22 protein-coding genes are annotated in these 23,971 nt (G+C 61.0%); 10 read left to right on the forward strand and 12 right to left on the reverse strand.

The window, feature by feature from the left end; genetic code table 11:
* Positions 1–110 precede the first annotated feature (110 nt).
* Positions 111–320, forward strand: a complete 210-nt coding sequence (locus BLL36_RS03165) for a cold-shock protein (protein ID WP_076950011.1) — start codon at positions 111–113, stop codon at positions 318–320.
* A gap of 138 nt (positions 321–458) precedes the next feature.
* On the opposite strand, the gene BLL36_RS03170 is transcribed toward BLL36_RS03165, so the two are convergent.
* The 4 genes from BLL36_RS03170 to BLL36_RS03185 all read right to left on the reverse strand — a co-directional run bounded on the left by BLL36_RS03170 (position 459) and on the right by BLL36_RS03185 (position 5,683).
* Positions 459–836, reverse strand: a complete 378-nt coding sequence (locus tag BLL36_RS03170) for a hypothetical protein (RefSeq protein WP_076950012.1) — start codon at positions 834–836, stop codon at positions 459–461.
* A 50-nt stretch (positions 837–886) separates the two neighbouring features.
* Entirely contained in the window at positions 887–1,696 is an 810-nt protein-coding gene (locus BLL36_RS03175) for a putative RNA methyltransferase (RefSeq protein WP_076950013.1), read from the reverse strand.
* Complete coding sequence (gene dapE, locus BLL36_RS03180; RefSeq protein WP_076950014.1) at positions 1,696–2,847, reverse strand: succinyl-diaminopimelate desuccinylase; 1,152 nt, start codon at positions 2,845–2,847, stop codon at positions 1,696–1,698. The genes BLL36_RS03175 and dapE overlap by 1 nt, the downstream gene beginning before the upstream one ends.
* Before the next feature lie 244 nt (positions 2,848–3,091).
* Positions 3,092–5,683, reverse strand: coding sequence for a glycosyltransferase (locus tag BLL36_RS03185; RefSeq protein WP_076950015.1), 2,592 nt, complete (start codon positions 5,681–5,683; stop codon positions 3,092–3,094).
* A gap of 217 nt (positions 5,684–5,900) precedes the next feature.
* Between BLL36_RS03185 and tcdA the strand changes: the two genes are divergently transcribed.
* Positions 5,901–6,710, forward strand: coding sequence for a tRNA cyclic N6-threonylcarbamoyladenosine(37) synthase TcdA (tcdA, locus tag BLL36_RS03190; RefSeq protein WP_394329469.1), 810 nt, complete (start codon positions 5,901–5,903; stop codon positions 6,708–6,710).
* Between the two features lie 115 nt (positions 6,711–6,825).
* On the opposite strand, the gene BLL36_RS03195 is transcribed toward tcdA, so the two are convergent.
* From BLL36_RS03195 to BLL36_RS03210, 4 genes are all read right to left on the reverse strand, one after another.
* Positions 6,826–7,239: a SufE family protein gene (locus BLL36_RS03195; protein WP_076950017.1), complete on the reverse strand. Its 414-nt coding sequence runs from the start codon at positions 7,237–7,239 to the stop codon at positions 6,826–6,828.
* Entirely contained in the window at positions 7,236–8,441 is a 1,206-nt protein-coding gene (locus BLL36_RS03200) for an aminotransferase class V-fold PLP-dependent enzyme (RefSeq protein WP_076950018.1), read from the reverse strand. Before BLL36_RS03200 ends, BLL36_RS03195 begins: the two co-directional genes overlap by 4 nt.
* A 64-nt stretch (positions 8,442–8,505) precedes the next feature.
* Positions 8,506–9,540, reverse strand: a complete 1,035-nt coding sequence (dapD, locus tag BLL36_RS03205; RefSeq protein WP_076950019.1) for a 2,3,4,5-tetrahydropyridine-2,6-dicarboxylate N-succinyltransferase — start codon at positions 9,538–9,540, stop codon at positions 8,506–8,508.
* 33 nt (positions 9,541–9,573) lie between these two features.
* Positions 9,574–9,882, reverse strand: a complete 309-nt coding sequence (locus BLL36_RS03210) for an arsenate reductase (protein WP_231998992.1) — start codon at positions 9,880–9,882, stop codon at positions 9,574–9,576.
* Positions 9,883–10,137: 255 nt separating this feature from the next.
* On the opposite strand from BLL36_RS03210, the gene BLL36_RS03215 reads away from it, so the two are divergent.
* The gene (locus BLL36_RS03215; RefSeq protein ID WP_076950020.1) at positions 10,138–11,781 is read left to right on the forward strand and encodes a Na+/H+ antiporter; all 1,644 of its coding nucleotides are present in this window, start codon (positions 10,138–10,140) and stop codon (positions 11,779–11,781) included.
* Here BLL36_RS03215 and BLL36_RS03220 read toward each other — a convergent pair.
* The 4 genes from BLL36_RS03220 to map all read right to left on the reverse strand — a co-directional run bounded on the left by BLL36_RS03220 (position 11,771) and on the right by map (position 17,505).
* Complete coding sequence (locus tag BLL36_RS03220; RefSeq protein ID WP_157697304.1) at positions 11,771–12,499, reverse strand: M12 family metallopeptidase; 729 nt, start codon at positions 12,497–12,499, stop codon at positions 11,771–11,773. The two genes, BLL36_RS03215 and BLL36_RS03220, sit on opposite strands and share 11 nt — an antisense overlap.
* 124 nt (positions 12,500–12,623) lie before the next feature.
* The gene (gene dapC / locus BLL36_RS03225; RefSeq protein WP_076950021.1) at positions 12,624–13,823 is read right to left on the reverse strand and encodes a succinyldiaminopimelate transaminase; all 1,200 of its coding nucleotides are present in this window, start codon (positions 13,821–13,823) and stop codon (positions 12,624–12,626) included.
* Between the two features lie 134 nt (positions 13,824–13,957).
* A complete protein-coding gene (locus BLL36_RS03230) occupies positions 13,958–16,660 on the reverse strand; it encodes a [protein-PII] uridylyltransferase (RefSeq protein ID WP_076950022.1) in 2,703 nt (900 codons plus the stop codon).
* A 62-nt stretch (positions 16,661–16,722) separates the two neighbouring features.
* Entirely contained in the window at positions 16,723–17,505 is a 783-nt protein-coding gene (gene map, locus BLL36_RS03235; RefSeq protein WP_076950023.1) for a type I methionyl aminopeptidase, read from the reverse strand.
* A gap of 386 nt (positions 17,506–17,891) precedes the next feature.
* Between map and rpsB the strand changes: the two genes are divergently transcribed.
* The 7 genes from rpsB (at position 17,892) to ispC (ending at position 23,959) form a co-directional block, all read left to right on the forward strand.
* Entirely contained in the window at positions 17,892–18,629 is a 738-nt protein-coding gene (gene rpsB / locus BLL36_RS03240) for a 30S ribosomal protein S2 (protein WP_003219330.1), read from the forward strand.
* Positions 18,630–18,820: 191 nt separating this feature from the next.
* Positions 18,821–19,684 carry a translation elongation factor Ts gene (tsf, locus tag BLL36_RS03245; RefSeq protein WP_024073825.1) on the forward strand — a complete coding sequence of 288 codons (864 nt, stop codon included), beginning with the start codon at positions 18,821–18,823 and terminating at the stop codon, positions 19,682–19,684.
* A 210-nt stretch (positions 19,685–19,894) separates the two neighbouring features.
* Positions 19,895–20,638, forward strand: a complete 744-nt coding sequence (pyrH, locus tag BLL36_RS03250) for a UMP kinase (RefSeq protein ID WP_003172271.1) — start codon at positions 19,895–19,897, stop codon at positions 20,636–20,638.
* Positions 20,635–21,192 carry a ribosome recycling factor gene (gene frr, locus BLL36_RS03255; RefSeq protein ID WP_049709667.1) on the forward strand — a complete coding sequence of 186 codons (558 nt, stop codon included), beginning with the start codon at positions 20,635–20,637 and terminating at the stop codon, positions 21,190–21,192. Before pyrH ends, frr begins: the two co-directional genes overlap by 4 nt.
* Before the next feature lie 17 nt (positions 21,193–21,209).
* Positions 21,210–21,965 (forward strand): polyprenyl diphosphate synthase, encoded by a 756-nt coding sequence (uppS, locus tag BLL36_RS03260; RefSeq protein ID WP_016974405.1) that lies wholly within the window; start codon positions 21,210–21,212, stop codon positions 21,963–21,965.
* Positions 21,966–22,772, forward strand: a complete 807-nt coding sequence (locus BLL36_RS03265) for a phosphatidate cytidylyltransferase (protein WP_076950024.1) — start codon at positions 21,966–21,968, stop codon at positions 22,770–22,772. It abuts the gene before it with no gap.
* Entirely contained in the window at positions 22,769–23,959 is a 1,191-nt protein-coding gene (gene ispC / locus BLL36_RS03270; protein ID WP_076950025.1) for a 1-deoxy-D-xylulose-5-phosphate reductoisomerase, read from the forward strand. The genes BLL36_RS03265 and ispC overlap by 4 nt, the downstream gene beginning before the upstream one ends.
* Positions 23,960–23,971: the final 12 nt, after the last annotated feature.

Below are 23,971 nucleotides of genomic sequence, written 5' to 3' on the forward strand. Positions count from 1 at the left end.
GGCAAAAAAGCAGCGATGTAAACTTGAGTTGATCGTTTTTGAGCCTGTCTTATACTCGGCAGTTCAACACCGCTCACTCAACAATAAAAATGCATGTGGGAGTAAGACAGATGGCAGAGCGCGAAACCGGCAATGTGAAGTGGTTCAACGATGCAAAGGGCTATGGGTTCATCCAGCGCGAAGACGGCATGGATGTGTTCGTGCACTACCGCGCCATTCGCGGTGAGGGCCACCGTTCCCTGGCTGAAGGCCAGCAGGTGGAATACGCCGTGGTGACCGGCGAGAAGGGCTTGCAGGCGGAGGATGTGGTGGGCCTGTAAAGACCTCGGGCTGGTAACCCAACCCATGTGGGAGCTGGCTTGCCTGCGATAGCATCACTGCGGTCTTACTGACAGACCGAGGTGTCTGCATCGCAGGCAAGCCAGCTCCCACATTTCGATTGGGTTTGCAGGTTTGAGTCAGGCAGTTTTCCAGGTGATCTCTTCTTCACCGTCCGCGCTGATGCGCATCCAGCGATCGGCACTGTCCTCGCCTTCTTCCTCAACCCAGGTCCCCGGTGCGCAACGCACTTCCACGTTCAGTGCGGCAAAAGCGGCGCGGGCGCAGGCGATGTCGTCTTCCCATGGGGTCTGGTCGCTTTCCAGGTACAGGCTGTTCCATTTGCCTACCGCTTTGGGTAGCCAGGTTACCGGCACGTTGCCAGCCTTGCACTTGTAGGTCTGGCCCCTCTGGACCCAGTCGGTACACGGGCCCAGGGCGGCGCCCAGCCAGGCCGCGATGGCTTTGTGGTCGACGTCGGCGTCCTTCAGGTAAATCTCGATATCGGGTTGGCGCATGGATGTTCCTCGTTGCGGGATTCGAAAATCCATTCGCGGAAAAAAGTCGTTTATTGAAGCACGAAATAGTCATAGCGCATCGACACAGTGACCAGCAGCGGTTCGGCGGCCTCGATCACTTCCTTGCGGCGCTCGGCACTGGCGCGCCAGCCGTGAGGCGTCATGGCCAGCAGGTTGGCGCGGTCCTGGGGTTCGGCCAGGCTCAGCGTGAACGTCAGGGTTTCGCTGTGCGCCAGGCTCATGCCGTCCGGTACCAGGGCCAGGTGCTTATCGTCGGTGTACTCGCGTACTTCGTCGTAAAGGCGTTCGCGCAGTTCCATCAGGTGGCCGCTGGTCGGCCCGACCTTCATCAAGCCGCCGCCGGGGCTGAGCAGGCGCTTGGCCTCCTGCCAGTCCAGCGGGCTGAATACGCTGGCCAGGAACTGGCAGCTGGCATCGGCCAACGGCACCCGGGCCATGCTCGCGATCAACCAGGTCAGCGCCGGGTTGCGCTTGCAGGCGCGCTTGACCGCTTCCCTGGAGATATCCAGCGCGTAGCCGTCGGCGTGGGGCAGGGCCGCGGCGATTTGCGCGGTGTAGTAACCCTCGCCACAACCGATGTCGACCCAACGCGCCGGGGCACGTTCAGCGGCCAGCTCGGCCAGGCGCCTGGCCACCGGGGCGTAGTGCCCGGCGTTGAGGAAGTCGCGGCGGGCCTCGACCATGGCCAGGTTGTCGCCCGGGTCGCGGCTGTTCTTGTGCTGCACCGGCAACAGGTTCAGGTAACCCTGGCGCGCGCGGTCGAAACGGTGCCCGGCCGGGCAGGCCACGCCATTGTCCACCGCGTTGAGCGGTGCGCTGCAAAGGGGGCAGGCGAGCATCAGGCGAGCAACTTGATCAGGGTCTGGTAATAGATTTCGGTCAGCACATCGAGGTCGCTGGCGAGAATGCGCTCGTTGACCTGGTGGATCGTCGCGTTGACCGGGCCCAGCTCGACCACCTGGGTGCCGAGGGTCGCGATAAAGCGCCCGTCGGACGTGCCGCCGCTGGTGGAAGCCTTGGTTTCGCGCCCCGTAATGGCCTTGATGCTTGCCGATACCGCATCCAGCAGCGCACCCGGTTCGGTGAGGAAGGGCAGGCCCGACAGTGCCCACTCCACGTGCCAGTCCAGGCCATGCTTGTCGAGAATCGCCGCAACGCGTTGTTGCAGGCCTTCAACGGTCGATTCGGTCGAGAAGCGGAAGTTGAACACCGCTGCCAGGTCGCCGGGGATCACGTTGGTCGCGCCGGTGCCGGAATTGAGGTTGGAGATCTGGAAGCTGGTCGGCGGGAAAAAGGTATTGCCGTCATCCCAATGCTCGGCGGCCAGTTCGGCCAAGGCGGGCGCCGCCAGGTGGATCGGGTTCTTCGCCAGGTGCGGGTAGGCCACGTGACCCTGCACACCGCGTACGGTCAGGGTGGCGCCGAGGGAGCCGCGACGGCCGTTCTTGACCACATCGCCCACCAGCGTGGTGCTCGAGGGTTCGCCGACGATGCACCAGTCCAGGCGCTCCTTGCGTGCGGCCAGGCGTTCGATCACGGCCTTGGTGCCGTGATGCGCCGGGCCTTCTTCATCGCTGGTGATCAGGAACGCCACCGAACCCTTGTGGTCGGGATAGTCGCTGACGAAACGCTCCGCAGCGACCAGCATGGCTGCCAGGCTGCCTTTCATGTCCGCCGCGCCACGCCCGCAGAGCATGCCGTGTTCATCGATCAGTGCGTCGAACGGGTCGTTCTGCCATGCCTGCACCGGACCGGTCGGCACCACGTCGGTATGGCCGGCGAAGCACAGCACCGGGCCGTCGTGTTTGCCATGGGTGGCCCAGAAGTTGTCCACCTCGAAGATGCGCATCGGCTCGAGCGCAAACCCGGCGTCGCCCAGGCGCTGCATCATCAGCTTCTGGCAATCGGCGTCGATCGGCGTGACCGACGGGCGACGGATCAGGTCGATGGCAAGTTGAAGGGTCGGCGAAAGGTCGGCATGGGCCGTCATGGGAAAACTCCGGGAAGCGTGTAGTGGGCGCAGGACGAATATGGACTTGAAACGGCGCAGGTCCACTGTGGGAGCTGGCTTGCCTGCGATGCAAACGCCGCGGTCCGGCAGGTAAACCGCGGCGATGCCATCGCAGGCAAGCCAGCTCCCACAGGGAGCAGCGTCAGGCCAGGTCTCACAAACGGCCGTTATCTTATAGCAAAACGGCGGCCAGAGGCCGCCGTTTAGTGCATGGCGCAGGTTTTTACAGCGCTGTAACAGGCTCAACCTTCACCGAAGGTTTCGGCAGTGAAGACAGGAACGCCATGATCAACGCCGCCACGTAGGGCAGCGACTGCACCAGCAACATCACCACCCAGAAGCGCATGTCATTGCTTGGCAGGCCCTGCACCAGGTAGATCCCCAGCGCCGCGCCCCACAACAGCAGCATGATGAACATTTCTTCGCGGGCTTCGGAAATCGCCACCCAGAAGCCGTGGTTATCCGCGTTTTTCGGTGTGCGAAAGAACGGAATGCTGGTAGTGAAGAACCCATACAGCACCGCCTTGGCGATGGTGTGCGACAACGCCAGGCCGGCCAGGGCCGCACAGAACGCGTCCTTGAGATTCACGCCGACGGCGCGGCGGTACAGGAAGATGATCTTGCCCACCTTGAACACGAACAGCGCCAATGGCGGGATCGCGAAGATCAGCAGCGGTGGATCGACCCGCGTCGGCACGATGATCATCGCCGCCGACCACAACAGCGCGCCGACGGTGAAGAAGATGTTCATGCCATCCGCCACCCACGGCAGCCAGCCCGCGAGGAAGTGATAGCGCTGGCCACGGGTCAGCTCGGTGTCCTTGCCGCGCAGCAGGCTGGCGGTGTGGCGCTTGATGATCTGGATCGCGCCGTAGGCCCAGCGGAAACGCTGTTTCTTGAAGTCGATGAAGGTATCCGGCATCAACCCCTTGCCGTAGCTGTCGTGGTAATACGCCGCCGACAGGCCTTTCTCGAATACCCGCAGGCCCAGTTCGGCGTCTTCGCAGATACACCAGTCGGCCCAGCCCAGCTCCTCGAGCACCGAGCGGCGGGTCATGGTCATGGTGCCGTGCTGAATGATCGCGTCACGGTCGTTGCGGGTGACCATGCCGATGTGGAAGAAACCCTTATATTCGGCGTAGCAGAGCTTCTTGAAGGTGCTTTCGTTCTGGTCGCGATAATCCTGGGGCGATTGCACCACGGCGATCTTCGGGTCGGCGAAATGCGGCACCATGTGCTTGAGCCAATTGGGCGACACGCAGTAGTCGGAGTCGATCACTGCGATCACTTCGGCATCCTTGGCGGTGTGCGGGATCAGGTAGTTCAACGCGCCACCCTTGAAACCGGCCAGGGGTGCGACGTGGAAGAACTTGAAGCGCGGGCCGAGGGTTTCGCAGTAGTCGCGCACCGGTTCCCACACCGCCGGGTCCTTGGTGTTGTTGTCGATGATCAGGACTTCGTAGTCCGGGTAATCGAGGGCGGCCAGGGCGTCGAGGGTCTGTTTGACCATGTCCGGCGGCTCGTTGTAGCACGGCACATGGATCGATACTTTCGGGCGGTAGTCCGAATCCCCCACGACCGGCAGGAATTCACGCCGGCGCTTGTGGGTCCACACCGCTTCCGCCAGTTCGTGGGCCTCGGTCAGCAGCACGATAAACACGCCCAGGGCGCCAAGGGCCAAGAGAATGCCCACGGTGACGCTGAACCAGGTGCTGTATTGCTGGCTGTAGTCGTAGCCGATCCACACCAGCACCGAACCGCACAGGAACGCGATAAAGGTGAGGAAGGTCCGGCCACGCTGGCGCAGCGCCGAGCCGTCGATCATCAACAGCGTCAGGGACAGCAGCGCGAGTACCACCGAACCGATGGCCAATACGCGCCATTGCGGGATCGCGACCACCGGGCCTTCAAAATTGAATTTCTGCTGGCGCGCGGCGTTGAACACGCCCCAGTAAGCGCCCGCCGAGCCTTCGTCGCTGACTTTCCAGGGCTGGTCGAAGGCCTCGATCACGAAGTAGTTGAACCCCTGGCGGTTGAGCTTGTTCACCAGGGTGCGCAGATAAACCGCCTGGTCCGCCGGCGAGGTTTCATTGCCACCGCGCATGCGCCCGTTGCTCGGCCAGCCAACCTCCGACAGCAGCAGCGGCTTTTTCGGGAACAACTTCTTCAGGTCCTTGGCGCGGTCGAGCACGTACTGGCCGGCCTTGTCCATCGGGATGTATTCCCAGAACGGCAGGATGTGCGCGGCGATCAGGTCGACGTGCTTGGCCAGTTCCGGGTGCTTTTCCCAGATGTGCCATTGCTCGGACGTCGTCACCGGTACTTTCACGGCGGCGCGCACCCGGTCCAGCAGCACGATCAGCGCTTCGGGGGTAATCTCTTCACGGAACAGGGCTTCGTTACCGACCACCACGCGCACGACACTGCGCGAGCTGTTGGCGATGTCGATGGCGCGCTGGATTTCCCGCTCGTTGCGTTCAAGGTCCGGGCTGATCCAGATTCCCAGGGTCACACGCAGGCCGAATTCTTCCGCCAGCTTGGGAATATCGCCCAGGGTGCCGTCGACCGAGTAGGTACGGATGTTATCCGTCAGCTTGCTCATGATCTCGAGGTCGCGACGCATCTCGTCGTCGCTCGGGTACTGGGCTTTCTGTGGGTACTGGCCTTGCTGGAACGGCGAGTAGGAGAACCCGGAGATCTGTTCAGGCCAGTTGGGGGCGGTGACCGGGCGGTTGATCAACGCCCAGAAACCGGTGAAGAGCGCGGCAATTGCCAGCACGATCACCAGGTTGAGTCCAAATTTACGCGATGCCATGGCTATTTCGGGTTCCAAAGGGTGTGGAACGAAAAGAGGTGTCGGCCTGCGCCGAGCGGCGCGCATCCTACACCGGTCTTTCCCTGGGCGTACAGCAAGCAGAGAAAAACCGGACGTTAGTCCGCGAAAGGTCATCTAAGTTCTTCACTTGTAGCCTGTCGCTTCGAACTTGTCGCTGTGTAGTCCATAATGCGCGCCGGTTTTTAGGGTAATGGTCATGAGCACAGAAGATCCGCGGTTTGCAGGCGTCGCCCGCTTGTATGGCATTGAAGGCCTGGAACGCTTGAAAGCGGCCCATGTGGCGATCGTCGGCGTCGGCGGCGTAGGCTCGTGGGCGGCGGAAGCGATGGCCCGTTGCGGGGTGGGCGAGATTTCGCTGTTTGACCTGGACGACGTCTGCGTGAGCAACAGCAACCGCCAGTTGCATGCACTGGATAGCACTGTCGGCAAGCCCAAGGTCGACGTGATGGCCGAGCGCCTGCGCGGCATCAACCCCGATTGCACGGTGCATGCGGTGGCGGACTTTGTGACCCGCGACACCATGGCCGAGTACATCACGCCCAATATCGATTGCGTAATCGACTGCATCGACGCCGTCAACGCCAAGGCCGCGCTGATTGCCTGGTGCAAGCGGCGCAAGATCCAGATCATCACTACTGGCGGCGCGGGTGGGCAGATCGACCCGACGCTGATCCAGGTGTGCGACCTGAACCGGACGTTCAATGACCCGCTGGCGTCTAAAGTGCGTTCTACCTTGCGCCGTGATTACGGCTTTTCGCGCACCGTTACCCGCCATTACAGCGTGCCTTGCGTGTTTTCCACCGAGCAGCTGCGTTATCCCAAGCCGGATGGCAGCATCTGTTTGCAGAAGAGTTTTGTCGGGGACGGGGTGAAGCTGGACTGCGCCGGAGGGTTTGGTGCGGTGATGATGGTGACGGCCACGTTCGGCATGGTGGCGGCGACCAAGGCGGTGGACAAGATCGTGGCCGGGGTGCGCAGGCCGTCGGAGCGGGTCAAGCCCACCTAATCCTAAATATCTACACCGTTCAAAATGTGGGAGCTGGCTTGCCTGCGATAGCGGTGGGTCAGTCACTACTACTGTGACTGATAGACCGCTATCGCAGGCAAGCCAGCTCCCACATTCAATTTTGTGTAAGGCTCAATTCGCGCATACGTTGCAGGACGGCATTCAGGCCGTTACTGCGTGAGGGTGATAGCTGCCGCGACAGCCCCAGTTGTGCAAACCACTCCGGCAAATCAACCGCCTGCAACTCAGCCGCCGACAACCCGTTGACCCGCGCCAGCAGCAACGCCACCAACCCGCGAATCATCCGCGCGTCGCTGCTGGCGGTGAACTGCCAATGGCCATCCTGAAGACGACCCACCAGCCACACCAGGCTTTCACAGCCCTGCACCAGGTTGGCCTCGACTTTTTCCTCATCGGCCAAGGCGGGCAAGCGTTCGCCCCATTGCATCAGCATGCGCGCGCGTTGTTCCCAACTGCCGACAGCTTGAAAAGCCTCAAGCGCGTTGGCGGCTTCCCTGGGCAAGCTCATCGCAGCATGTCCAACGCCTGGTCCAGCGCCTCAAAGAAACGTTCCAGGTCATCGGAGTCGTTATACAGCGCCAGGGACACCCGAATGGCCCCCGACAGCTGCATCGCCTTGAGCAGCGGCATCGCACAGTGGTGGCCGGCGCGTACGGCAATGCCTTGCTCGGTAAGCAAGTGCGCAAGATCCGCGTTATGCACACCTTCGACGACAAAGCTGACCAGGGCCACCTGGGGCGACCCGAGCACGTGGACGCCATTGCGCGCTTTCAGGCCGCGTAGCAGGTAGTCGTGCAGGGACGCTTCATGGGCGATCACGGCCTGTTGATCAAGAGAGCTGAGATAGTCCAGGCTCGCACCCAGGCCGATCACGCCGGCAATCGGCGGGGTACCGGCCTCGAAGCCCAACGGCGCGGGGCGAAAACTCGCGCTGTGGTAATCCGCCTGTTGCACCATCTCGCCGCCAAACTGCCAGTGGCGCAGGTGGTGCAGGGCTTCGTTGCGGCCGAACAACACGCCGACGCCGTCCGGGCCGTACAGCTTGTGGCTGGAAAACACATAGAAGTCGCAGCCCAGGGCCCGCACGTCATGGCGGCCGTGGACGATGCCCTGGGCGCCGTCGACCACGCTCAACGCGCCGTGCGCCTGGGCCAGCGCCAGCAGGGCTGGCAGCGGCTGCCAGGTGCCGAGCACGTTGGACAGTTGGCTCACCGCCAGCAGACGGGTGCGTGGGCCGATCAGCTCGGCGGCCGCTTGCAGGTCAATCACGCCGTCATCATCCAGCTGCAATACCACCAGCGTCAGCGCGCGACGTTTGGCCAGTTGCTGCCAGGGCAGCAGGTTGGCGTGGTGTTCAAGGGCGCTGATGACAATCTCATCGCCCGCATTGAATAAGTGCTCCAGGCCGTAGGCCAAGAGGTTCAGCGCAGAGGTCGCGCCATGGGTGAACACGATCTGCCCACTGTCAGCTGCGTTCAACCACTGTGCGACCTTGCTGCGGCTGTCTTCGAACGCCTGGGTCGCATGGGCACCGGGCAAATGCTGGGCACGGTGCACATTGGCTGCGCCATTGGCGTAGTAATGGCTGATGGCATCCAGCAGGGCCTGGGGTTTTTGCGTGGTAGCGGCGTTGTCCAGGTAAGTCTGGTCTTGCCGTTGCAGGGTGGCGATGGCCGGGAAATCGGCGCGCCAGGGGGAGGGCACTAGCATGGTGTTCAAGACTCGTATAAGCGAGCCCCAGGGTCGGGGCCCGCCAGTGGCATCGAGTGGCTGCTTAGTTGTGAGCGTGCAGCGCTTCGTTCAGTTCGATGGCCGATTTATGGGTTTTGCATTCCACGGCACCGGTCTCGGAGTTGCGGCGGAACAGCAGGTCCGGCTGGCCGGCCAATTCGCGCGCCTTGACCACCTTGACCAGTTGGTTCTGCTCGTCCAGCAGCGCGACCTTGGTGCCGGCCGTGACATACAGGCCCGATTCCACGGTGTTGCGGTCGCCCAGCGGGATACCGATACCGGCGTTGGCGCCGATCAGGCAGCCTTCGCCGACCTTGATCACGATGTTGCCGCCGCCCGACAGGGTGCCCATGGTGGAGCAGCCGCCGCCCAGGTCCGAACCCTTGCCCACGAACACGCCAGCCGACACACGGCCTTCGATCATGCCCGGGCCTTCGGTGCCGGCGTTGAAGTTGACGAAACCTTCGTGCATCACAGTGGTGCCTTCGCCCACATACGCACCCAGGCGGATACGCGCGGCGTCAGCGATACGCACACCGCTCGGCACCACGTAGTCGGTCATTTTCGGGAACTTGTCCACCGAGAACACTTCCAGCAGCTCGCCACGCAGGCGTGCTTCCAGCTGGCGCTCGGCCAGTTCGTTGATGTCGATTGCGCCCTGGCTGGTCCAGGCCACGTTCGGCAGCTGGGGGAACACACCGGCCAGGCTCAGGCCATGGGGCTTGACCAAACGGTGGGACAGCAGATGCAGCTTGAGGTAGGCCTCGGGCGTGGACGTCAGCGCGGCGTCTTCGGCCAGCAGAGTCGCCACCAGCGGCGTGTGGCTTTCAGCCAGGCGGCTGAGCAGGGCGGCTTGGGCAGTGTCGACGCCCTTGAGCGCGTCAGCCATTTGCAGGGCCTGGGTCACGGTGAAGGTGATTGCCTGGTTGCCTGCGGTGTAGCCCAGGACCGGCGCGATGGCCGCGACGATTTCAGCCGATGGATTGAGCAACGGTTGTGCGTAAAACACTTCCAGCCAAGCACCTTGGCGGTTCTGAGTGCCGACGCCGAAGCCCAGGCTGAACAGGGAATTGGACATGCGTTTACCTCTACAAAAATGGTAAGGGCTGGCCTACTTGAGGGCCGCCGAATAACTATCTGGCTTGAAGCCAATCAGGGTTCTGTCACCGAGATCAAGCACCGGGCGCTTGATCATCGAGGGTTGCGCGAGCATCAATTCAATGGCTTTCGACTGATCGAGATCGGCTTTGCGTTCGTCTTCGAGTTTGCGAAAGGTGGTGCCCGCACGGTTCAAAACCACCTGCCAACCGTGCTCATTGCACCATTGGGTCAAGTGTTCGCGGTCGATACCGACTGTTTTGTAATCGTGAAATTCATAGCTCACAGCGTGTTCATCGAGCCAGGTGCGCGCCTTTTTCATGGTGTCGCAGGCTTTGATGCCGAAAAGGTGCAACGTTTTGCTTGAAGCGGTCAAGGAATTGCTCTCTTTGAGCGAAGGAAAACGAAAGGTCACGGATTATGCCACGACCAGCGGCGTTGGGTGCCGATCGTCATGTCGGGCGTGCGACTTATGTGTAAATGCCCGCCGGCAGCATAGGCCACTAATATGGCACTTCAACGGCCAGTTGTTGCCTGATGTGTGTCGTTGCTTGTTGATTGTCCTGGAACCTGCGTTATGCAAACCGCCTACACCGTGCTTATCCTGCTGATGCTGGTCAGCGTTTCGCGTCTGGTCGGACGTGTCATTCCCCTGCCGTTACCCTTGGTGCAGATCGCCGCAGGTGCCTTGCTGGCCTGGCCGACGCTGGGGTTGCATGTGGCGCTGGATCCGGAGTTGTTCCTCTTTCTATTCCTGCCTCCACTGTTGTTTTCCGATGGTTGGCGCATGCCCAAGCGTGAGTTGTGGCGCCTGCGCGGGCCGATCCTGACGCTGGCGGTGGGGCTCGTGCTCTTTACCGTGGTCGGTGCCGGTTACTTTATCCATTGGATTGTGCCGACCATCCCGCTACCGGTGGCCTTCGCTCTGGCGGCGGTGTTGTCACCGACGGATGCCGTGGCCGTGTCGGCCATTTCCCAGAACCGCTTGCCCAAGCCATTGATGCACATGCTCCAGGGCGAGGCGTTGATGAATGACGCGTCGGGCCTGGTGACGTTCAAGTTTGCGCTGGCGGCCGCATTGACCGGGGTATTTTCCCTGGCCGATGCAAGCCTCACGTTCGTCCTCGTCGCCGTCGGTGGCCTGGCGGTCGGCGTGGCATTGAGCTGGTTGGTCGGGCGCCTGCGTGCCTGGATGATTGCGCGGGGGTGGGACGATCCGGCGACTCACGTGGTGTTTATGTTGCTGCTGCCATTCGCAGCCTACGTGCTGGCCGAGCGTTTGGGCGCATCGGGTATTTTGTCGGCGGTGGCGGCGGGCATGATGCAAAGCTGGCTCGATCTGCTGCCGCGCCAGACCAGCACGCGCTTGCTCAATCGCAGCGTGTGGGCGTTGCTGGAATTTGCGTTCAACGGCTTGATCTTCCTGCTGCTGGGACTGCAATTGCCGGACATCATCAAGGCGGTGGTGAGCCACGAGCCGACATTGTGGCCGGCGTTGTTCTATCGCTGCCTGGATGTGATCGCGATCTTCCTGGTGCTGGTGGTGTTGCGGTTTATCTGGGTGCAAAGCATCTGGCGATTGTCCGGGCTGCTGCGCAGGTTGCGCGGCAAGAGTGAATTGACGCTGGTACCGACGGCCCGTTCCTGCTGGTTGTTGACGGTAGGCGGCGTGCGCGGTGCCGTGACCCTGGCCGGTGTGATGTCGGTACCTTTGCTGTTGGCGCCGGGCCAGGATTTCCCCGAGCGCGACCTGCTGATTTTCATTGCCGCCGGGGTGATCCTGCTGTCGCTGGTCGCCGCCTGCATTGCCCTGCCGTTACTGTTGCGCGGCATTGAAAAGAGCCCGGACGAAAAGCGCCATAACGAAGTCCGCGAAGCCTGGAAGAAAACGGCCGTGGCCGCCATCCACGCCCTGGAGGCCGAGGAACCTGCGCAAACCGAAACCCAGGACGCCGCCCAGGCCGCGCTCGCGACTGAGCTCAAGGCACGATTGATGTCGGAATATCGCCATCAGTTGGACGTGTTCAACGACTCGGCCGAAGCCCAGGCGCTGGCGCAGCAGATGGACCTCCTTGAACGCAAATTGCGCTTGAAGGCCCTGCGGGCGCAACGGTTGGAGTTGTACAGCCTGAGCCGTCACCACCAGATTGGTGATGACGTGTTGCGCGAGGTACTGGCTGAACTGGATTTGAGCGAGGCGAACCTGGGACTCAAGAAGTAGCGGGTACCGCTTTGGGGTAGGCTTTTTTTGCCCAGGCGATGTCGCCATCGCTCAGGGACCAGGATTCGGACTGGCCCCAGCTTCCGTCGGTCAGATGGGGACTGACTTCGTAGTGCATGACCGAGTCGCCATCGTAAGGCATGAAGTCGTATTGGCTGGAGCGAGGCAGCGGGAGCACGTTGTTTTGCACCTGTTGCCGGTCCAATCCGTAGGTACGTCCGAAACTCTCATACACTTTGCCCATATCCCATGGAATGTTGGCATCCGGATGTTGATGAGCGTGATGCGCGCCGAGCATGTGTCCGAATTCGTGTATCACCGTGTGTGCGAATGCAGGGTCCTGGTGGTCTCGTGGCAGTGACATGGTTGGGTGTGAGGGGAGGGCATCGAGTGCTTCCGTTCCTATTGAGGAGGAGCCACCCTTTTTGTTGTTTATATTCTGTGTGATGCGCACGTCGCCATCCTCTCCAGAAACAAACTCGAACTTGAGATTGATGTGGGGCAGCCATTCGCTGGCGGCTTTTTTGACAGCCTGCACGTATTCATCGTCCATGTCATACATGGCGATTTTTATCGTGCTGTTTTGCGGCCAGTATCTGGCGGGTTCGCCAATGTTGCGCCGGCTTCTGGAAAGGCGTTCCGCCGAAGCGACGGCATTTTCGGCGGATGAGACCGCCGGCGGGTACTGGAAGGTGGTTTGCGGGGTGGCGCTTATCATGAGGCTCTCCTGCGACGTGGGGGACGAATGTATGGATTTATTCGTCCAAGTCGCAGCAAAGTTCCGATCGTATTGCCTGGGCATGTAAGCCCGCGTTACCTGAGGTTAACGCAGGCCCGCGTGCTCAGCGGCGGCGCAGAATGAAATCCCGGATCCGCTGTGCGGCTTCCACGCATTCCGCCAATGGGGCAACCAGCGCCAGGCGTACACGCCCGGCGCCAGGGTTGACCCCATCCACTTCCCGTGACAGGTACGAGCCCGGCACCACAGTCACATGTTCTTCAACGAACAGGTCGCGGCAGAACGCGGCGTCGTCGCCATTCACCTTCGGCCACAGGTAGAACCCGCCATCCGGGCTCTGCACGTCCAATACAGGTTTGAGGATCGCCAGCACCGCGTCGAATTTTTCGCGGTACAGGTCGCGGTTGGCCAAGACGTGGGCCTCGTCCTGCCAGGCCGCGATGCTGGCCAGTTGGGTTTGCACCGGCATCGCGCAGCCGTGGTAAGTGCGGTAGAGCAGAAACGCCTTGAGGATTTCGGCGTCGCCAGCCACGAAACCGGAGCGCAGCCCAGGGAGGTTGGAGCGTTTGGACAGGCTGTGGAACACCACGCAACGCTTGAAATCCTGGCGGCCCAGTTCGACGCAGGCGCTCAGCAGGCCCGGCGGCGGGGTCTGTTCGTCGAAGTACAGCTCGCTGTAGCACTCGTCGGCGGCGATCACGAAGTCATGTTCGTCGGCCAGGGCGATGAGCTTTTTCAGGGTGTCGACCGGGATCAGTGCGCCGGTCGGGTTGCCGGGTGAACACAGGAACAGGATCTGGCAGCGTTTCCAGATGTCCGGCGAGACCGCATCGAAATCCGGATTGAAGCCATTGGCGTCCAGGCACGGCAGGTAGTGCGGCTTGGCTCCGGCCAGGAACGCGGCGCCTTCGTAGATCTGGTAGAACGGGTTCGGGCTGACCACCAGTGCGTCGTCGCCACGGTTGACCACGGTTTGGGTGAAGGCGAACAGGGCTTCGCGGGTGCCGTTGACGGGCAAAATATTACGCGCCGGGTCGAGCCAGCCCTTGGGCACGTGGAAACGGCGTTCGCACCAGGCGCCGATGGCCTCGCGCAATGCGGGAATACCCAAGGTGGTCGGGTAGACGGCCATTTGATCGAGATTGTTGCTCAGCGCTTCTGCCACGAACGTCGGAGATTTATGCTTGGGTTCGCCGATAGACAGTGCAATCGGGCGTTTATCCGGGTTCGGCGTGACACTGCCGAGCAGGGCGCGCAGTTTCTCGAAGGGGTAGGGCTGCAGTTGGTTCAGGGCGTTGTTCATGTAAACCTCTATTAGGGTAAACACAGACCTTGTGGGAGCTGGCTTGCCTGCGATTGCAGTGTGTCAGTCATTGGAGATGTTGACTGATCCACCGCTATCGCAGGCAAGCCAGCTCCCACAGGGATCGCGTTCAATCAAATGCTCAGGCGCGTCAGTTCGACGCCAGTTTCCAGGGTCACGCTCAACTGCTGCACGATCGCATCCTGCAGGCGGCGACACAGTTCCGGGTCGGACAACGGCTGGTTGTCGGCATCGGTAATGAAGAACACGTCTTCCACGCGCTCGCCGAGGGTGGCGATCTTGGCGTTCTGCAGCGACAGGTCGAACTCCAGGAAAATACCGCCGATGCGGGCCAGCAGGCCGGGGCGATCCGGGGCGCTGAGTTCCAATACCGTCACCGGGCGCTGGGCGTCATTGGAAATGGTCACCTGAGGCGCAAACGCAAAATGCTTGAGCTGGCGCGGCACCCGGCGCTGGATGATGGTCGGGTAGTCGTCAGGGTTGCGCAGGGCCTCGGTCAGGCCTTCGCGGATCTTTTTCACACGCGCCGGGTTGTCGCCAATCGACTCGCCCTCGGTGTCGAGCACGATGTAGGTGTCGAGGGTGAACTGGCTGCTGGAGGTGATGACCCGTGCGTCATGAATGTTGAGGTTGAGCTGGTCCATGGCGGCCACGGTCACGGCGAAGAAATCATGCTGGTCGGGCGCATAGATGAAGATTTGCGTACCGCCCTCGAACTCGCGCTGCGTGGTTTCCTTGATCAGCACCAGCGGGCCGCCATCGGCGGGCTGTTGCAGGATCGCGTCGGTGTGCCAGGCCACGTCGCCGGCGGTGTGGCGCAGGAAGTAATCATCGCCCAGTTGCGACCACAATTGCTCGACATCGTCCGGGTCGTTGCCGCCGCGCACCAATATATCCAGGGCCGCGCTTTGGGTGCGGCGGATCTGCTCTTCGCGGTCCACCGGGTTTTCCAGGCCGCGGCGCAAGGCGCGTTTGGTCTCGGTGTACAGCTGGCGCAGCAGGCTGGCGCGCCAGGAGTTCCAGAGCGTCGGGTTGGTGGCGTTGATGTCGGAGACGGTCAGCACGTAGAGATAATCGAGGTGAGTTTCATCGCCAACAATCTGCGCAAAATCGTGGATCACCTGCGGATCGGACAAGTCTTTGCGCTGGGCAGTGGTCGACATCACCAGGTGGTTCTGTACCAGCCAGACGATCAGGCGGCTGTCCCACAACGGCAACTGATGGCGCTGGCAGAAGGCCTCGGCATCCACCGCGCCAATTTCAGAGTGATCGCCATGCCGGCCCTTGCCGATGTCGTGGTACAGACCGGCCAGGTAGATCAGCTCGGGCTTGGGCAGCTTGGCCATGAGCTTGCTGGCCAGCGGGAATTTCTCTGACACCTGGGTGTATTGCAGCTTACGCAGGTGCTTGATCAGGTTCAGCGTGTGGGCGTCCACGGTATAAATGTGGAACAGGTCATGCTGCATCTGCCCGACGATAAAACCGAACTCCGGCAGGTAGCGCCCGAGGATGCCGTAGCGGTTCATGCGCCGCAGGTTGCGGTGGATGCCGATCTTGCACTTGAACAGCTCGATAAACAGGCTGGTGTTACGGATATCGTTGCGGAAGTCGTCGTCGATCAGGTGTCGGTTTTCCCGCAGCAGGCGAATGGTGTCGGCGCGCACGCCTTTGATCTCCGGCTGCTGGGCCATCAGCACGAAGATTTCCAGCATGGCGAACGGCGTGCGGCGGAACACGTTGTCGTTGCGTGCCTCGATATAGCCGTCGTGCAGCTGGAAGCGCGAATTGATCGGTTGCGGCGGTGCTTCGTCTTCGGGGGCGAGGATCACCTCTTCGAAGTGCTGGATAATCAGGTCGCTGAGCTGGGCAATGCTCATGACCACGCGGTAATACTGCTGCATGAAGCTTTCGATGCTGGTCTTTGCGTCTTCGCCCTCAAAACCCAACAAGGTCGCGATGGAGCGTTGATGGTCGAACAGCAGGCGGTCTTCGGAGCGCCCGGCAAGCATGTGCAGGGCGTAGCGCACTTTCCAGAGGAATTCCTGGGACGAGGCCAGCAGGGCGTTTTCGCTCTCCACCAAAAAGCCTTCGCCGGCCAAGGCGCGCAGGTTAAGGGTGCCGTACTGGCGCCTTGCAACCCACAGAATCGTCTGGATATCGCGCAGCCCGCCCGGTGAGCCCTTGACGTTGGGCTCCAGGTTGTACTCGGTGTCGTTGTACTTGTGGTGCCGGGCCTTCTGCTCGGCCCGCTTGGCCAGGAAAAAGTCTTTGCTCGGCCACATGTGCGCGGTGCTGGTGACCTCCAGCATGCGCTGGCGCAGGCGCTCGGGGCCGGCGATGGTGCGGCTCTCCATCAGGTTGGTAATGACCGTCAGGTCGGCGCGGGCCTCCTGGGCGCACTCGTCGACCGAGCGCACGCTTTGGCCGACTTCCAGGCCGATGTCCCACAACAGCGTGAGAAAACGCTCGATGGAATCGCGAAAGAGCTCGTGGTCGGCGCTTTCCAGCAGGATCAGCAAGTCGATGTCGGAGTAGGGGTGCAACTCACCGCGACCGTAGCCGCCGACCGCCACCAGCGCGATGTTGGCGTCTTCGCTCCAACTGAACTGCTCCCAGGCCTTCTGCAGGATGTTGTCAACGAACCAGGCGCGGTCCTCGATCAGCCGGCGGATGTCCCGGCCGCTGCGAAATCGCGCATCAAGCACCTCGCGGGCCTGGCGGATAGCCTTTTTGAATGCGGCGATGGGGCTTGCCTTCAAGGCCAGCTCGGCCTGGAACTGGCCACGGTCGAAGAGTTCGGGATCCACCTGGGGCATCGATCGGCTTTCCTTTCTATCTGTCAGTCAGTCATTACGCGGTGGGAAAACCTTTCCTGCCTTCACGCTGATACGCGTGGGATCGTGTCGTCGGCGCGCAGGGTGAAGATCTCATAGCCGGTTTCGGTCACCAGCAGGGTGTGTTCCCACTGGGCCGAGAGCTTGCGGTCCTTGGTGATGGCGGTCCAGCCGTCGCCCAGCACCTTGGTGTCGGCCTTGCCCTGGTTGATCATCGGCTCGATGGTAAAGGTCATGCCTGCCTTGAGCTCCATGCCGGTGCCGGCGCGGCCGTAGTGCAGGATCTGCGGCTCTTCATGGAATACGGTGCCGATACCGTGGCCGCAGAATTCGCGCACCACCGAGAAACCGTTCTTTTCCGCGTGCTTCTGGATCACTTCGCCGATGTCGCCCAGGCGGCAGCCGGGCTTGACGATTTCGATGGCCTTGTACATGCATTCCTGGGTGACCTGGGACAAGCGCTCGGCCCACGGCGCAACGGTGCCGACATGGAACATGCGGCTGGTGTCGCCGAAGTAGCGGTCCTTGATCACGGTGACGTCGATGTTCAGGGTGTCGCCGTCCTTCAGCGGCTTGTCAGCCGGAATCCCGTGGCAGACCACGTGGTTGACCGAGGTGCAGATCGATTTGGGGAAGCCCTTGTAGTTCAGCGGCGCAGGGATGGCGCCTTGCACGTTGACTATATAGTCGTGGCAGATCTGGTTCAGGGTTTCGGTGGTGACGCCGGGCTTGACGTGCTCGGCGATCATTTCCAGCACATCGGCGGCCAGTTTGCCGGCAATGCGCATGCCGGCGATGTCTTCGGCGGTTTTCAAACTCACGGTCATACAGGCTCTCTCTGGCGTAATACGCCGAAATCAATTCGGTTTACGGGCGTGCGACAAAAGGTTGCAGAATTCGCACAAGCCACAAAAAACGCGATTCTAACAGACGATGGCGTCAAATCATGAGCCTCTGATGATCGCTTCTCTCTATGAGGTAGGGGTATGTCGGCTCTATTCAAGGGGTTACATGAGGGCCGCCGGCGGCAAATGTGATTGCGTGTTCCGTTTTAACCGATGCTGTGGTATAAAATGCGCCGCTTTCCGGGGATACCCCGCAGAGCTTAAATCCACACACGTGTCGACACGATGACCTGGGTGCCGGAGGCTTGAAGCCGCTGGTTGGTCATTGGGATACGTGGAGGCCAAACCCGACTTATTAAGGAACTATCATGTCCCAAGTCAACATGCGCGATATGCTGAAGGCCGGTGTGCACTTCGGCCACCAGACCCGTTACTGGAACCCGAAAATGGGCAAGTACATTTTCGGCGCACGTAACAAGATCCACATCATCAACCTTGAAAAAACCCTGCCGATGTTCAACGAAGCTTTGACTTTCGTAGAGCGCCTGGCCCAGGGCAAAAACAAGATTCTGTTCGTCGGCACCAAGCGTTCCGCTGGCAAGATCGTTGCTGAAGAAGCAGCACGTTGCGGCTCGCCGTACGTCGATCACCGCTGGTTGGGCGGCATGCTGACCAACTTCAAGACCATCCGTGCTTCCATCAAGCGTCTGCGTGACCTTGAAGTGCAAGCCGAAGACGGTACCTTCGCCAAGCTGACCAAGAAAGAGGCGCTGATGCGCACTCGCGACCTGGAAAAGCTCGATCGTTCCCTGGGTGGTATCAAGGACATGGGCGGTCTGCCTGACGCACTGTTCGTTATCGACGTTGATCACGAGCGCATCGCGATCACCGAAGCCAACAAGCTGGGCATCCCGGTTATCGGCGTAGTCGATACCAACAGCAGCCCGGAAGGCGTTGACTACATCATCCCAGGCAACGATGACGCAATCCGCGCTATCCAGCTGTACATGGGTTCGATGGCTGACGCTGTAATCCGTGGCCGCAACCACGTTGCTGGTGGTACCGAGCAGTTCGTTGAAGAAGCTCCGGTAGCTGCCGCTGAGTAACTGACGCCCTGGCGTTGACTCAGTAAGCAAAAAGGGGGCTTGGCCCCCTTTTTGCCACCTCGAAAACCATTTGTCGGCAGCGCAGCTACATCATCTGTAACGTGCAGCGGCCTACAAGGGTGATTCGGGAAGAATTGATCGCCCGTTTGATCGGGTGGAATGGTTGAAAACCTATCCAAGAGGATTTTGAAATGGCAGAGATTACTGCAGCGTTGGTCAAAGAACTGCGTGAGCGTACCGGCGAAGGCATGATGGATTGCAAAAAGGCCTTGACCAAGGCCGGCGGCGACATCGAAAAAGCCATCGACGACATGCGTGCTTCCGGCGCCATCAAGGCTGCCAAGAAAGCAGGCAACGTAGCGGCTGAAGGCGCTATCGCTCTGAAAGAAGACGGCAAATCCGCCGTTCTGCTGGAAGTGAACTCCCAGACCGACTTCCTGGCTCTGCAGGACGACTTCAAGGCATTTGTTGCTGCAAGCGTTGAAAAAGCGTTTGCCGACAAACTGACTGACGCCGCTCCGCTGATCGAAGCTCAAGAAGCGGATCGCCTGGTACTGGTCGGCAAGGTTGGCGAAAACGTCAACATCCGTCGCCTGGTTCGCGTTGAAGGTGACGTAGTTGGTGGTTACCTGCACGGCAACAAGATCGGTGTAGCGGTTGTTCTGAAGGGCGGCACCGTTGAGCTGGCCAAAGACATCGCTATGCACGTAGCGGCCAGCAACCCTGAGTTCCTGCTGCCTTCGGAAGTGTCCGCTGACGCAATCGAACGTGAAAAAGCTGTGTTCCTGAGCCTGAACGCCGACAAGATCGCCGGCAAGCCAGAGAACATCGTTGAAAACATGATCAAGGGCCGTATCAGCAAGTTCCTGGCTGAAGCGAGCCTGGTTGAGCAGGCGTTCGTCAAGAACCCTGAAATCAAGGTCGGCGAACTGGCCAAGAAAGCCGGTGCTGAAATCGTTTCCTTCACTTACTTCAAAGTAGGCGAAGGCATCGAGAAGCCGGTCGACAACTTCGCTGAAGAAGTTGCCGCCCAGCTGGCTGCCGCCAAGCAATAAGACAGTTTCCAACTGTCGCCCGAAAGAGGCTGCCCGCTTACGCGCGCAGCCTCTTTTCAAATGGGAGGGCCGATTTTGATTGGCTTCCCTTCGGAACTGGCTTACAAAGCCGTGTTCCGATGGCGCTGTAGCAGCGTCCGCTGGAGTGAACGCAAGCCGTAAACGGCTCGCCATGAATTTTTAAAAAATACGCCGCAGGAGAGATTCGCAATGGCTCAGCAGGGCAGTGGTTATCAGGCTCGCTATAAACGCATTCTACTCAAGCTTAGCGGCGAGGCCCTGATGGGCTCGGAAGAGTTCGGGATCGATCCCAAGGTACTCGACCGCATGGCGCTGGAAGTCGGCCAACTGGTCGGCATCGGCGTACAGGTCGGCCTGGTGATCGGCGGCGGCAACCTGTTCCGTGGCGCGGCACTGAGTGCGGCCGGCATGGATCGGGTTACCGGCGACCACATGGGCATGCTGGCCACTGTGATGAACGCCCTGGCCATGCGCGACGCCCTGGAGCGTGCCAATATCTCGGCTATCGTGATGTCGGCTATTTCCATGGTGGGTGTGACCGATCACTATGATCGCCGCAAAGCCATGCGCCACCTGAACGCCAAGGAAGTGGTGATCTTCGCCGCCGGCACGGGTAACCCGTTCTTTACCACCGACTCGGCGGCGTGCCTGCGCGCGATCGAAATCGACGCCGATGTGGTGCTCAAGGCCACCAAGGTGGATGGCGTATACACCGCAGATCCGTTCAAAGACCCGCATGCCGAGAAGTTCGATCATCTGACCTACGATGAAGTACTGGATCGCAAGCTGGGCGTGATGGACCTGACGGCTATCTGCCTGTGCCGCGACCACAAGATGCCGTTGCGCGTATTTAACATGAACAAGCCCGGCGCCCTGCTGAATATCGTACACGGCGGCGCAGAAGGGACTCTGATCGAGGAAGGCCAACAATGATCAACGAAATCAAGAAAGACGCTCAAGAGCGTATGCAGAAATCCCTGGACTCCCTGAACCATGCATTTGGTCAGATTCGTACAGGCAAGGCTCACCCCAGCATCCTGGGTAGCGTGATGGTGCCGTACTACGGCGCAGATACCTCCATCACCCAAGTAGCCAACATCACCGTAAAAGACTCGCGCACCCTGCAGGTCGTGGCCTTCGAGCGCAACATGCTCGGCGCCGTCGACAAGGCCATCCAGAGCGCGGGCCTGAACCTCAACCCGACCAACCTGGGCGAGTTGCTGCTGATCTCCATGCCGGCGCTGACCGAAGAAACCCGCAAGGGCTTCACCAAGCAGGCCCGCAGTGCAGCCGAAGATGCGCGCGTTGCCGTGCGCAACATCCGTCGCGATGCGCTGGGCGACCTGAAGAAGCTGGTCAAGGACAAGGAGATCAGCGAAGACGAAGAGCGTCGTGCGGTTGCTGATATCGACAAGTTGACCAAGGACGCCGAGGCCCAGATCACCAAGGCCACGGAAGAAAAAGAAAAGGACCTGATGGCCGTATAAGGGGTCAGGAAGCCTTCATGGAAAAGACCAAGCAGACTGTACCCTCCGTGGTGCCGCGCCATGTCGCGATCATCATGGATGGGAATAATCGCTGGGCGAAGAAACGCTTCATGCCGGGCGTCGCCGGGCATAAGGCGGGTGTCGATGCGGTACGGGCTGTGATCGAGGTGTGTGCCGAGGCCAAGGTCGAAGTGTTGACCTTGTTCGCCTTCTCCAGTGAAAACTGGCAACGGCCGGCCGAAGAAGTCAGTGCCTTGATGGACCTGTTCTTCAAGGCCTTGCGTCGTGAGGCCAAGCGCCTCAACGACAACAACATCAGCCTGCGCATCATTGGCGACCGCTCGCGCTTCCACCCGGAACTGCAGGCCGCCATGCGTGAAGCCGAGGCGATTACTGCCGGTGCCAATCGTTTTGTGCTGCAGATCGCAGCCAATTACGGTGGCCAGTGGGATATCGCCCAGGCCGCACAGCGTCTGGCCCGTGAAGTGCAAGCCGGTCATCTGCGACCGGACGACATCACGCCCGAACTGTTGCAAACCTGCCTGGTCACCGGCGACCTGCCGCTGCCGGACTTGTGCATCCGTACCGGTGGCGAGCACCGCATCAGCAATTTCCTGTTGTGGCAGCTGGCCTACACTGAGCTGTACTTCTCCGACCTGTTCTGGCCGGACTTCAAACACGATGCCATGCGTAATGCATTGGCCGATTTCGCTTCCCGTCAGCGTCGCTTCGGTAAAACGAGTGAGCAGATCGAAGCTGGAGCCCGGGTTTAAATGCTTAAACAACGAATCATCACAGCCCTGATCCTGTTGCCGATCGCCTTGTGCGGGTTTTTCCTGCTCGAGGGTTCCGGCTTTGCGCTGTTTATCGGCCTGGTCGTCACCCTGGGTGCCTGGGAATGGGCGCGCCTGGCGGGTTTCAATGCCCAATTGCCGCGCGTGGTGTATGCCGCCGTCGTGGCCGTCCTGGCGTTTCTCCTGTACATCCTGCCGGACCTTGCGCCGTGGGTGTTGGGGGCGGCAGTCCTGTGGTGGGCGCTGGCGACATTCCTGGTATTGACCTATCCGCGTACCAGCGGCAAGTGGTCCAGTGTGGCCTGCAAGCTGGTGATCGGGCTATTGATCCTGCTGCCGGCGTGGCAAGGGCTGGTGGAGATCAAGCGTTATCCGATGGGTAACTGGCTGATCCTGGCGGTCATGGTGCTGGTCTGGGGTGCCGACATCGGTGCGTATTTCTCGGGTCGGGCGTTCGGCAAGCGCAAGCTGGCACCCGCGGTCAGCCCGGGCAAGAGCTGGGAGGGTGTGTACGGCGGCCTGGCATTGACGCTGGTGATCGCGTTGGTGGTCGGCGTTGTGCGTGGTTGGTCGGTGAAGGAGATCTTCCTGGCGCTGCTGGCCACCGCCATCGTCGTGTTCATCTCCGTAGTGGGTGACCTCACCGAAAGCATGTTCAAGCGTCAGGCCGGGGTCAAGGACAGCAGTAACCTGCTGCCGGGCCATGGCGGCGTGCTGGACCGTATCGATAGCCTGACGGCCGCGATCCCGATCTTCGCCGTGCTGTTGTGGATGACGGCTTCGTGAGCCGCCTGCAACAGGTGACCGTGCTGGGTGCAACCGGCTCGGTGGGGCTGAGCACCCTGGACGTGATTGCTCGTCATCCTGATCGCTATCAAGTCTTCGCCCTCACCGGTTTCAGCCGTTTGAGCGAGTTGCTGGCGTTGTGCGTTCGACATGCGCCGCGCTTCGCCGTAGTACCTGAGGCCGCTGCGGCCCGGGGGCTGCAGGACGATCTGCGGGCTGCCGGGCTGGCTACTCAAGTCTTGGTCGGGGAGGCGGGGCTGTGCCAGGTGTCGGCCGCTGCCGAAGTGGATACCGTGGTCGCCGCTATCGTGGGGGCTGCGGGCTTGCGCCCGACACTGGCCGCCGTCGATGCGGGCAAGAAGATTCTGTTGGCCAACAAAGAGGCGCTGGTCATGTCCGGCGCACTTTTCATGCAGGCGGTGCGTAAAAGCGGCGCCGTGCTGCTGCCCCTCGACAGCGAACACAACGCAATCTTCCAGTGCATGCCCGGTGACTATGCTCGCGGCTTGAGCCAGGTGGGCGTGCGTCGGATTCTGCTGACCGCCTCCGGCGGGCCGTTTCGGCAAACCCCACCGGCGGAGCTTGAGCATGTGTCGCCCGACCAGGCGTGCGCCCACCCGAACTGGTCCATGGGGCGCAAGATTTCAGTCGACTCGGCCAGCATGATGAACAAGGGATTGGAGCTGATCGAGGCGTGCTGGTTGTTCGATGCACGTGCGGAGCAGATTGAAGTGGTGATTCACCCGCAGAGTGTGATTCATTCCCTGGTCGACTACGTGGACGGTTCGGTCCTGGCGCAGTTGGGCAACCCCGATATGCGCACGCCGATTGCCAATGCCTTGGCCTGGCCGGAGCGGATCGACTCCGGCGTGGCGCCCCTGGACCTGTTTGCGGTGGCCCGTCTGGACTTCGAGGCGCCGGACGAACAGCGCTTCCCTTGTTTGCGCCTGGCGCGGCAAGCTGCGCAAGTGGGTAACAGTGCGCCGGCGATGCTCAATGCGGCCAATGAAGTGGCGGTGGCGGCGTTTCTTGAGCGGCGCATCCGCTTTCCGCAGATCGCGAGTATCATCGAGGACGTCCTGGCGCTCGAACCTGTCGTGCCGGTGGATGATCTGGGCACGGTATTCGAAGTCGACACCAAGGCCCGAGCCCTGGCGGGGCAATGGCTGAGCCGCAATGCGCGTTAGTTTGCAGGCGGG

Source organism: Pseudomonas cedrina subsp. cedrina (genome assembly GCF_001983175.1).
In the GTDB taxonomy this organism is placed as follows: Bacteria; Pseudomonadota; Gammaproteobacteria; order Pseudomonadales; family Pseudomonadaceae; genus Aquipseudomonas; species Aquipseudomonas cedrina.

Excerpts from the sequence above, each read along its gene's own strand:
- BLL36_RS03165 (WP_076950011.1), top strand. The coding sequence starts at position 111 with ATGGCAGAGCGCGAAACCGGCAATGTGAAGTGGTTCAACGATGCAAAG.
- BLL36_RS03170 (WP_076950012.1), bottom strand. The coding sequence starts at position 836 with ATGCGCCAACCCGATATCGAGATTTACCTGAAGGACGCCGACGTCGAC.
- BLL36_RS03175 (WP_076950013.1), bottom strand. The coding sequence starts at position 1,696 with ATGCTCGCCTGCCCCCTTTGCAGCGCACCGCTCAACGCGGTGGACAAT.
- dapE (WP_076950014.1), bottom strand. The coding sequence starts at position 2,847 with ATGACGGCCCATGCCGACCTTTCGCCGACCCTTCAACTTGCCATCGAC.
- BLL36_RS03185 (WP_076950015.1), bottom strand. The coding sequence starts at position 5,683 with ATGGCATCGCGTAAATTTGGACTCAACCTGGTGATCGTGCTGGCAATT.
- tcdA (WP_394329469.1), top strand. The coding sequence starts at position 5,901 with ATGAGCACAGAAGATCCGCGGTTTGCAGGCGTCGCCCGCTTGTATGGC.
- BLL36_RS03195 (WP_076950017.1), bottom strand. The coding sequence starts at position 7,239 with ATGAGCTTGCCCAGGGAAGCCGCCAACGCGCTTGAGGCTTTTCAAGCT.
- BLL36_RS03200 (WP_076950018.1), bottom strand. The coding sequence starts at position 8,441 with ATGCTAGTGCCCTCCCCCTGGCGCGCCGATTTCCCGGCCATCGCCACC.
- dapD (WP_076950019.1), bottom strand. The coding sequence starts at position 9,540 with ATGTCCAATTCCCTGTTCAGCCTGGGCTTCGGCGTCGGCACTCAGAAC.
- BLL36_RS03210 (WP_231998992.1), bottom strand. The coding sequence starts at position 9,882 with ATGAAAAAGGCGCGCACCTGGCTCGATGAACACGCTGTGAGCTATGAA.
- BLL36_RS03215 (WP_076950020.1), top strand. The coding sequence starts at position 10,138 with ATGCAAACCGCCTACACCGTGCTTATCCTGCTGATGCTGGTCAGCGTT.
- BLL36_RS03220 (WP_157697304.1), bottom strand. The coding sequence starts at position 12,499 with ATGATAAGCGCCACCCCGCAAACCACCTTCCAGTACCCGCCGGCGGTC.
- dapC (WP_076950021.1), bottom strand. The coding sequence starts at position 13,823 with ATGAACAACGCCCTGAACCAACTGCAGCCCTACCCCTTCGAGAAACTG.
- BLL36_RS03230 (WP_076950022.1), bottom strand. The coding sequence starts at position 16,660 with ATGCCCCAGGTGGATCCCGAACTCTTCGACCGTGGCCAGTTCCAGGCC.
- map (WP_076950023.1), bottom strand. The coding sequence starts at position 17,505 with ATGACCGTGAGTTTGAAAACCGCCGAAGACATCGCCGGCATGCGCATT.
- rpsB (WP_003219330.1), top strand. The coding sequence starts at position 17,892 with ATGTCCCAAGTCAACATGCGCGATATGCTGAAGGCCGGTGTGCACTTC.
- tsf (WP_024073825.1), top strand. The coding sequence starts at position 18,821 with ATGGCAGAGATTACTGCAGCGTTGGTCAAAGAACTGCGTGAGCGTACC.
- pyrH (WP_003172271.1), top strand. The coding sequence starts at position 19,895 with ATGGCTCAGCAGGGCAGTGGTTATCAGGCTCGCTATAAACGCATTCTA.
- frr (WP_049709667.1), top strand. The coding sequence starts at position 20,635 with ATGATCAACGAAATCAAGAAAGACGCTCAAGAGCGTATGCAGAAATCC.
- uppS (WP_016974405.1), top strand. The coding sequence starts at position 21,210 with ATGGAAAAGACCAAGCAGACTGTACCCTCCGTGGTGCCGCGCCATGTC.
- BLL36_RS03265 (WP_076950024.1), top strand. The coding sequence starts at position 21,966 with ATGCTTAAACAACGAATCATCACAGCCCTGATCCTGTTGCCGATCGCC.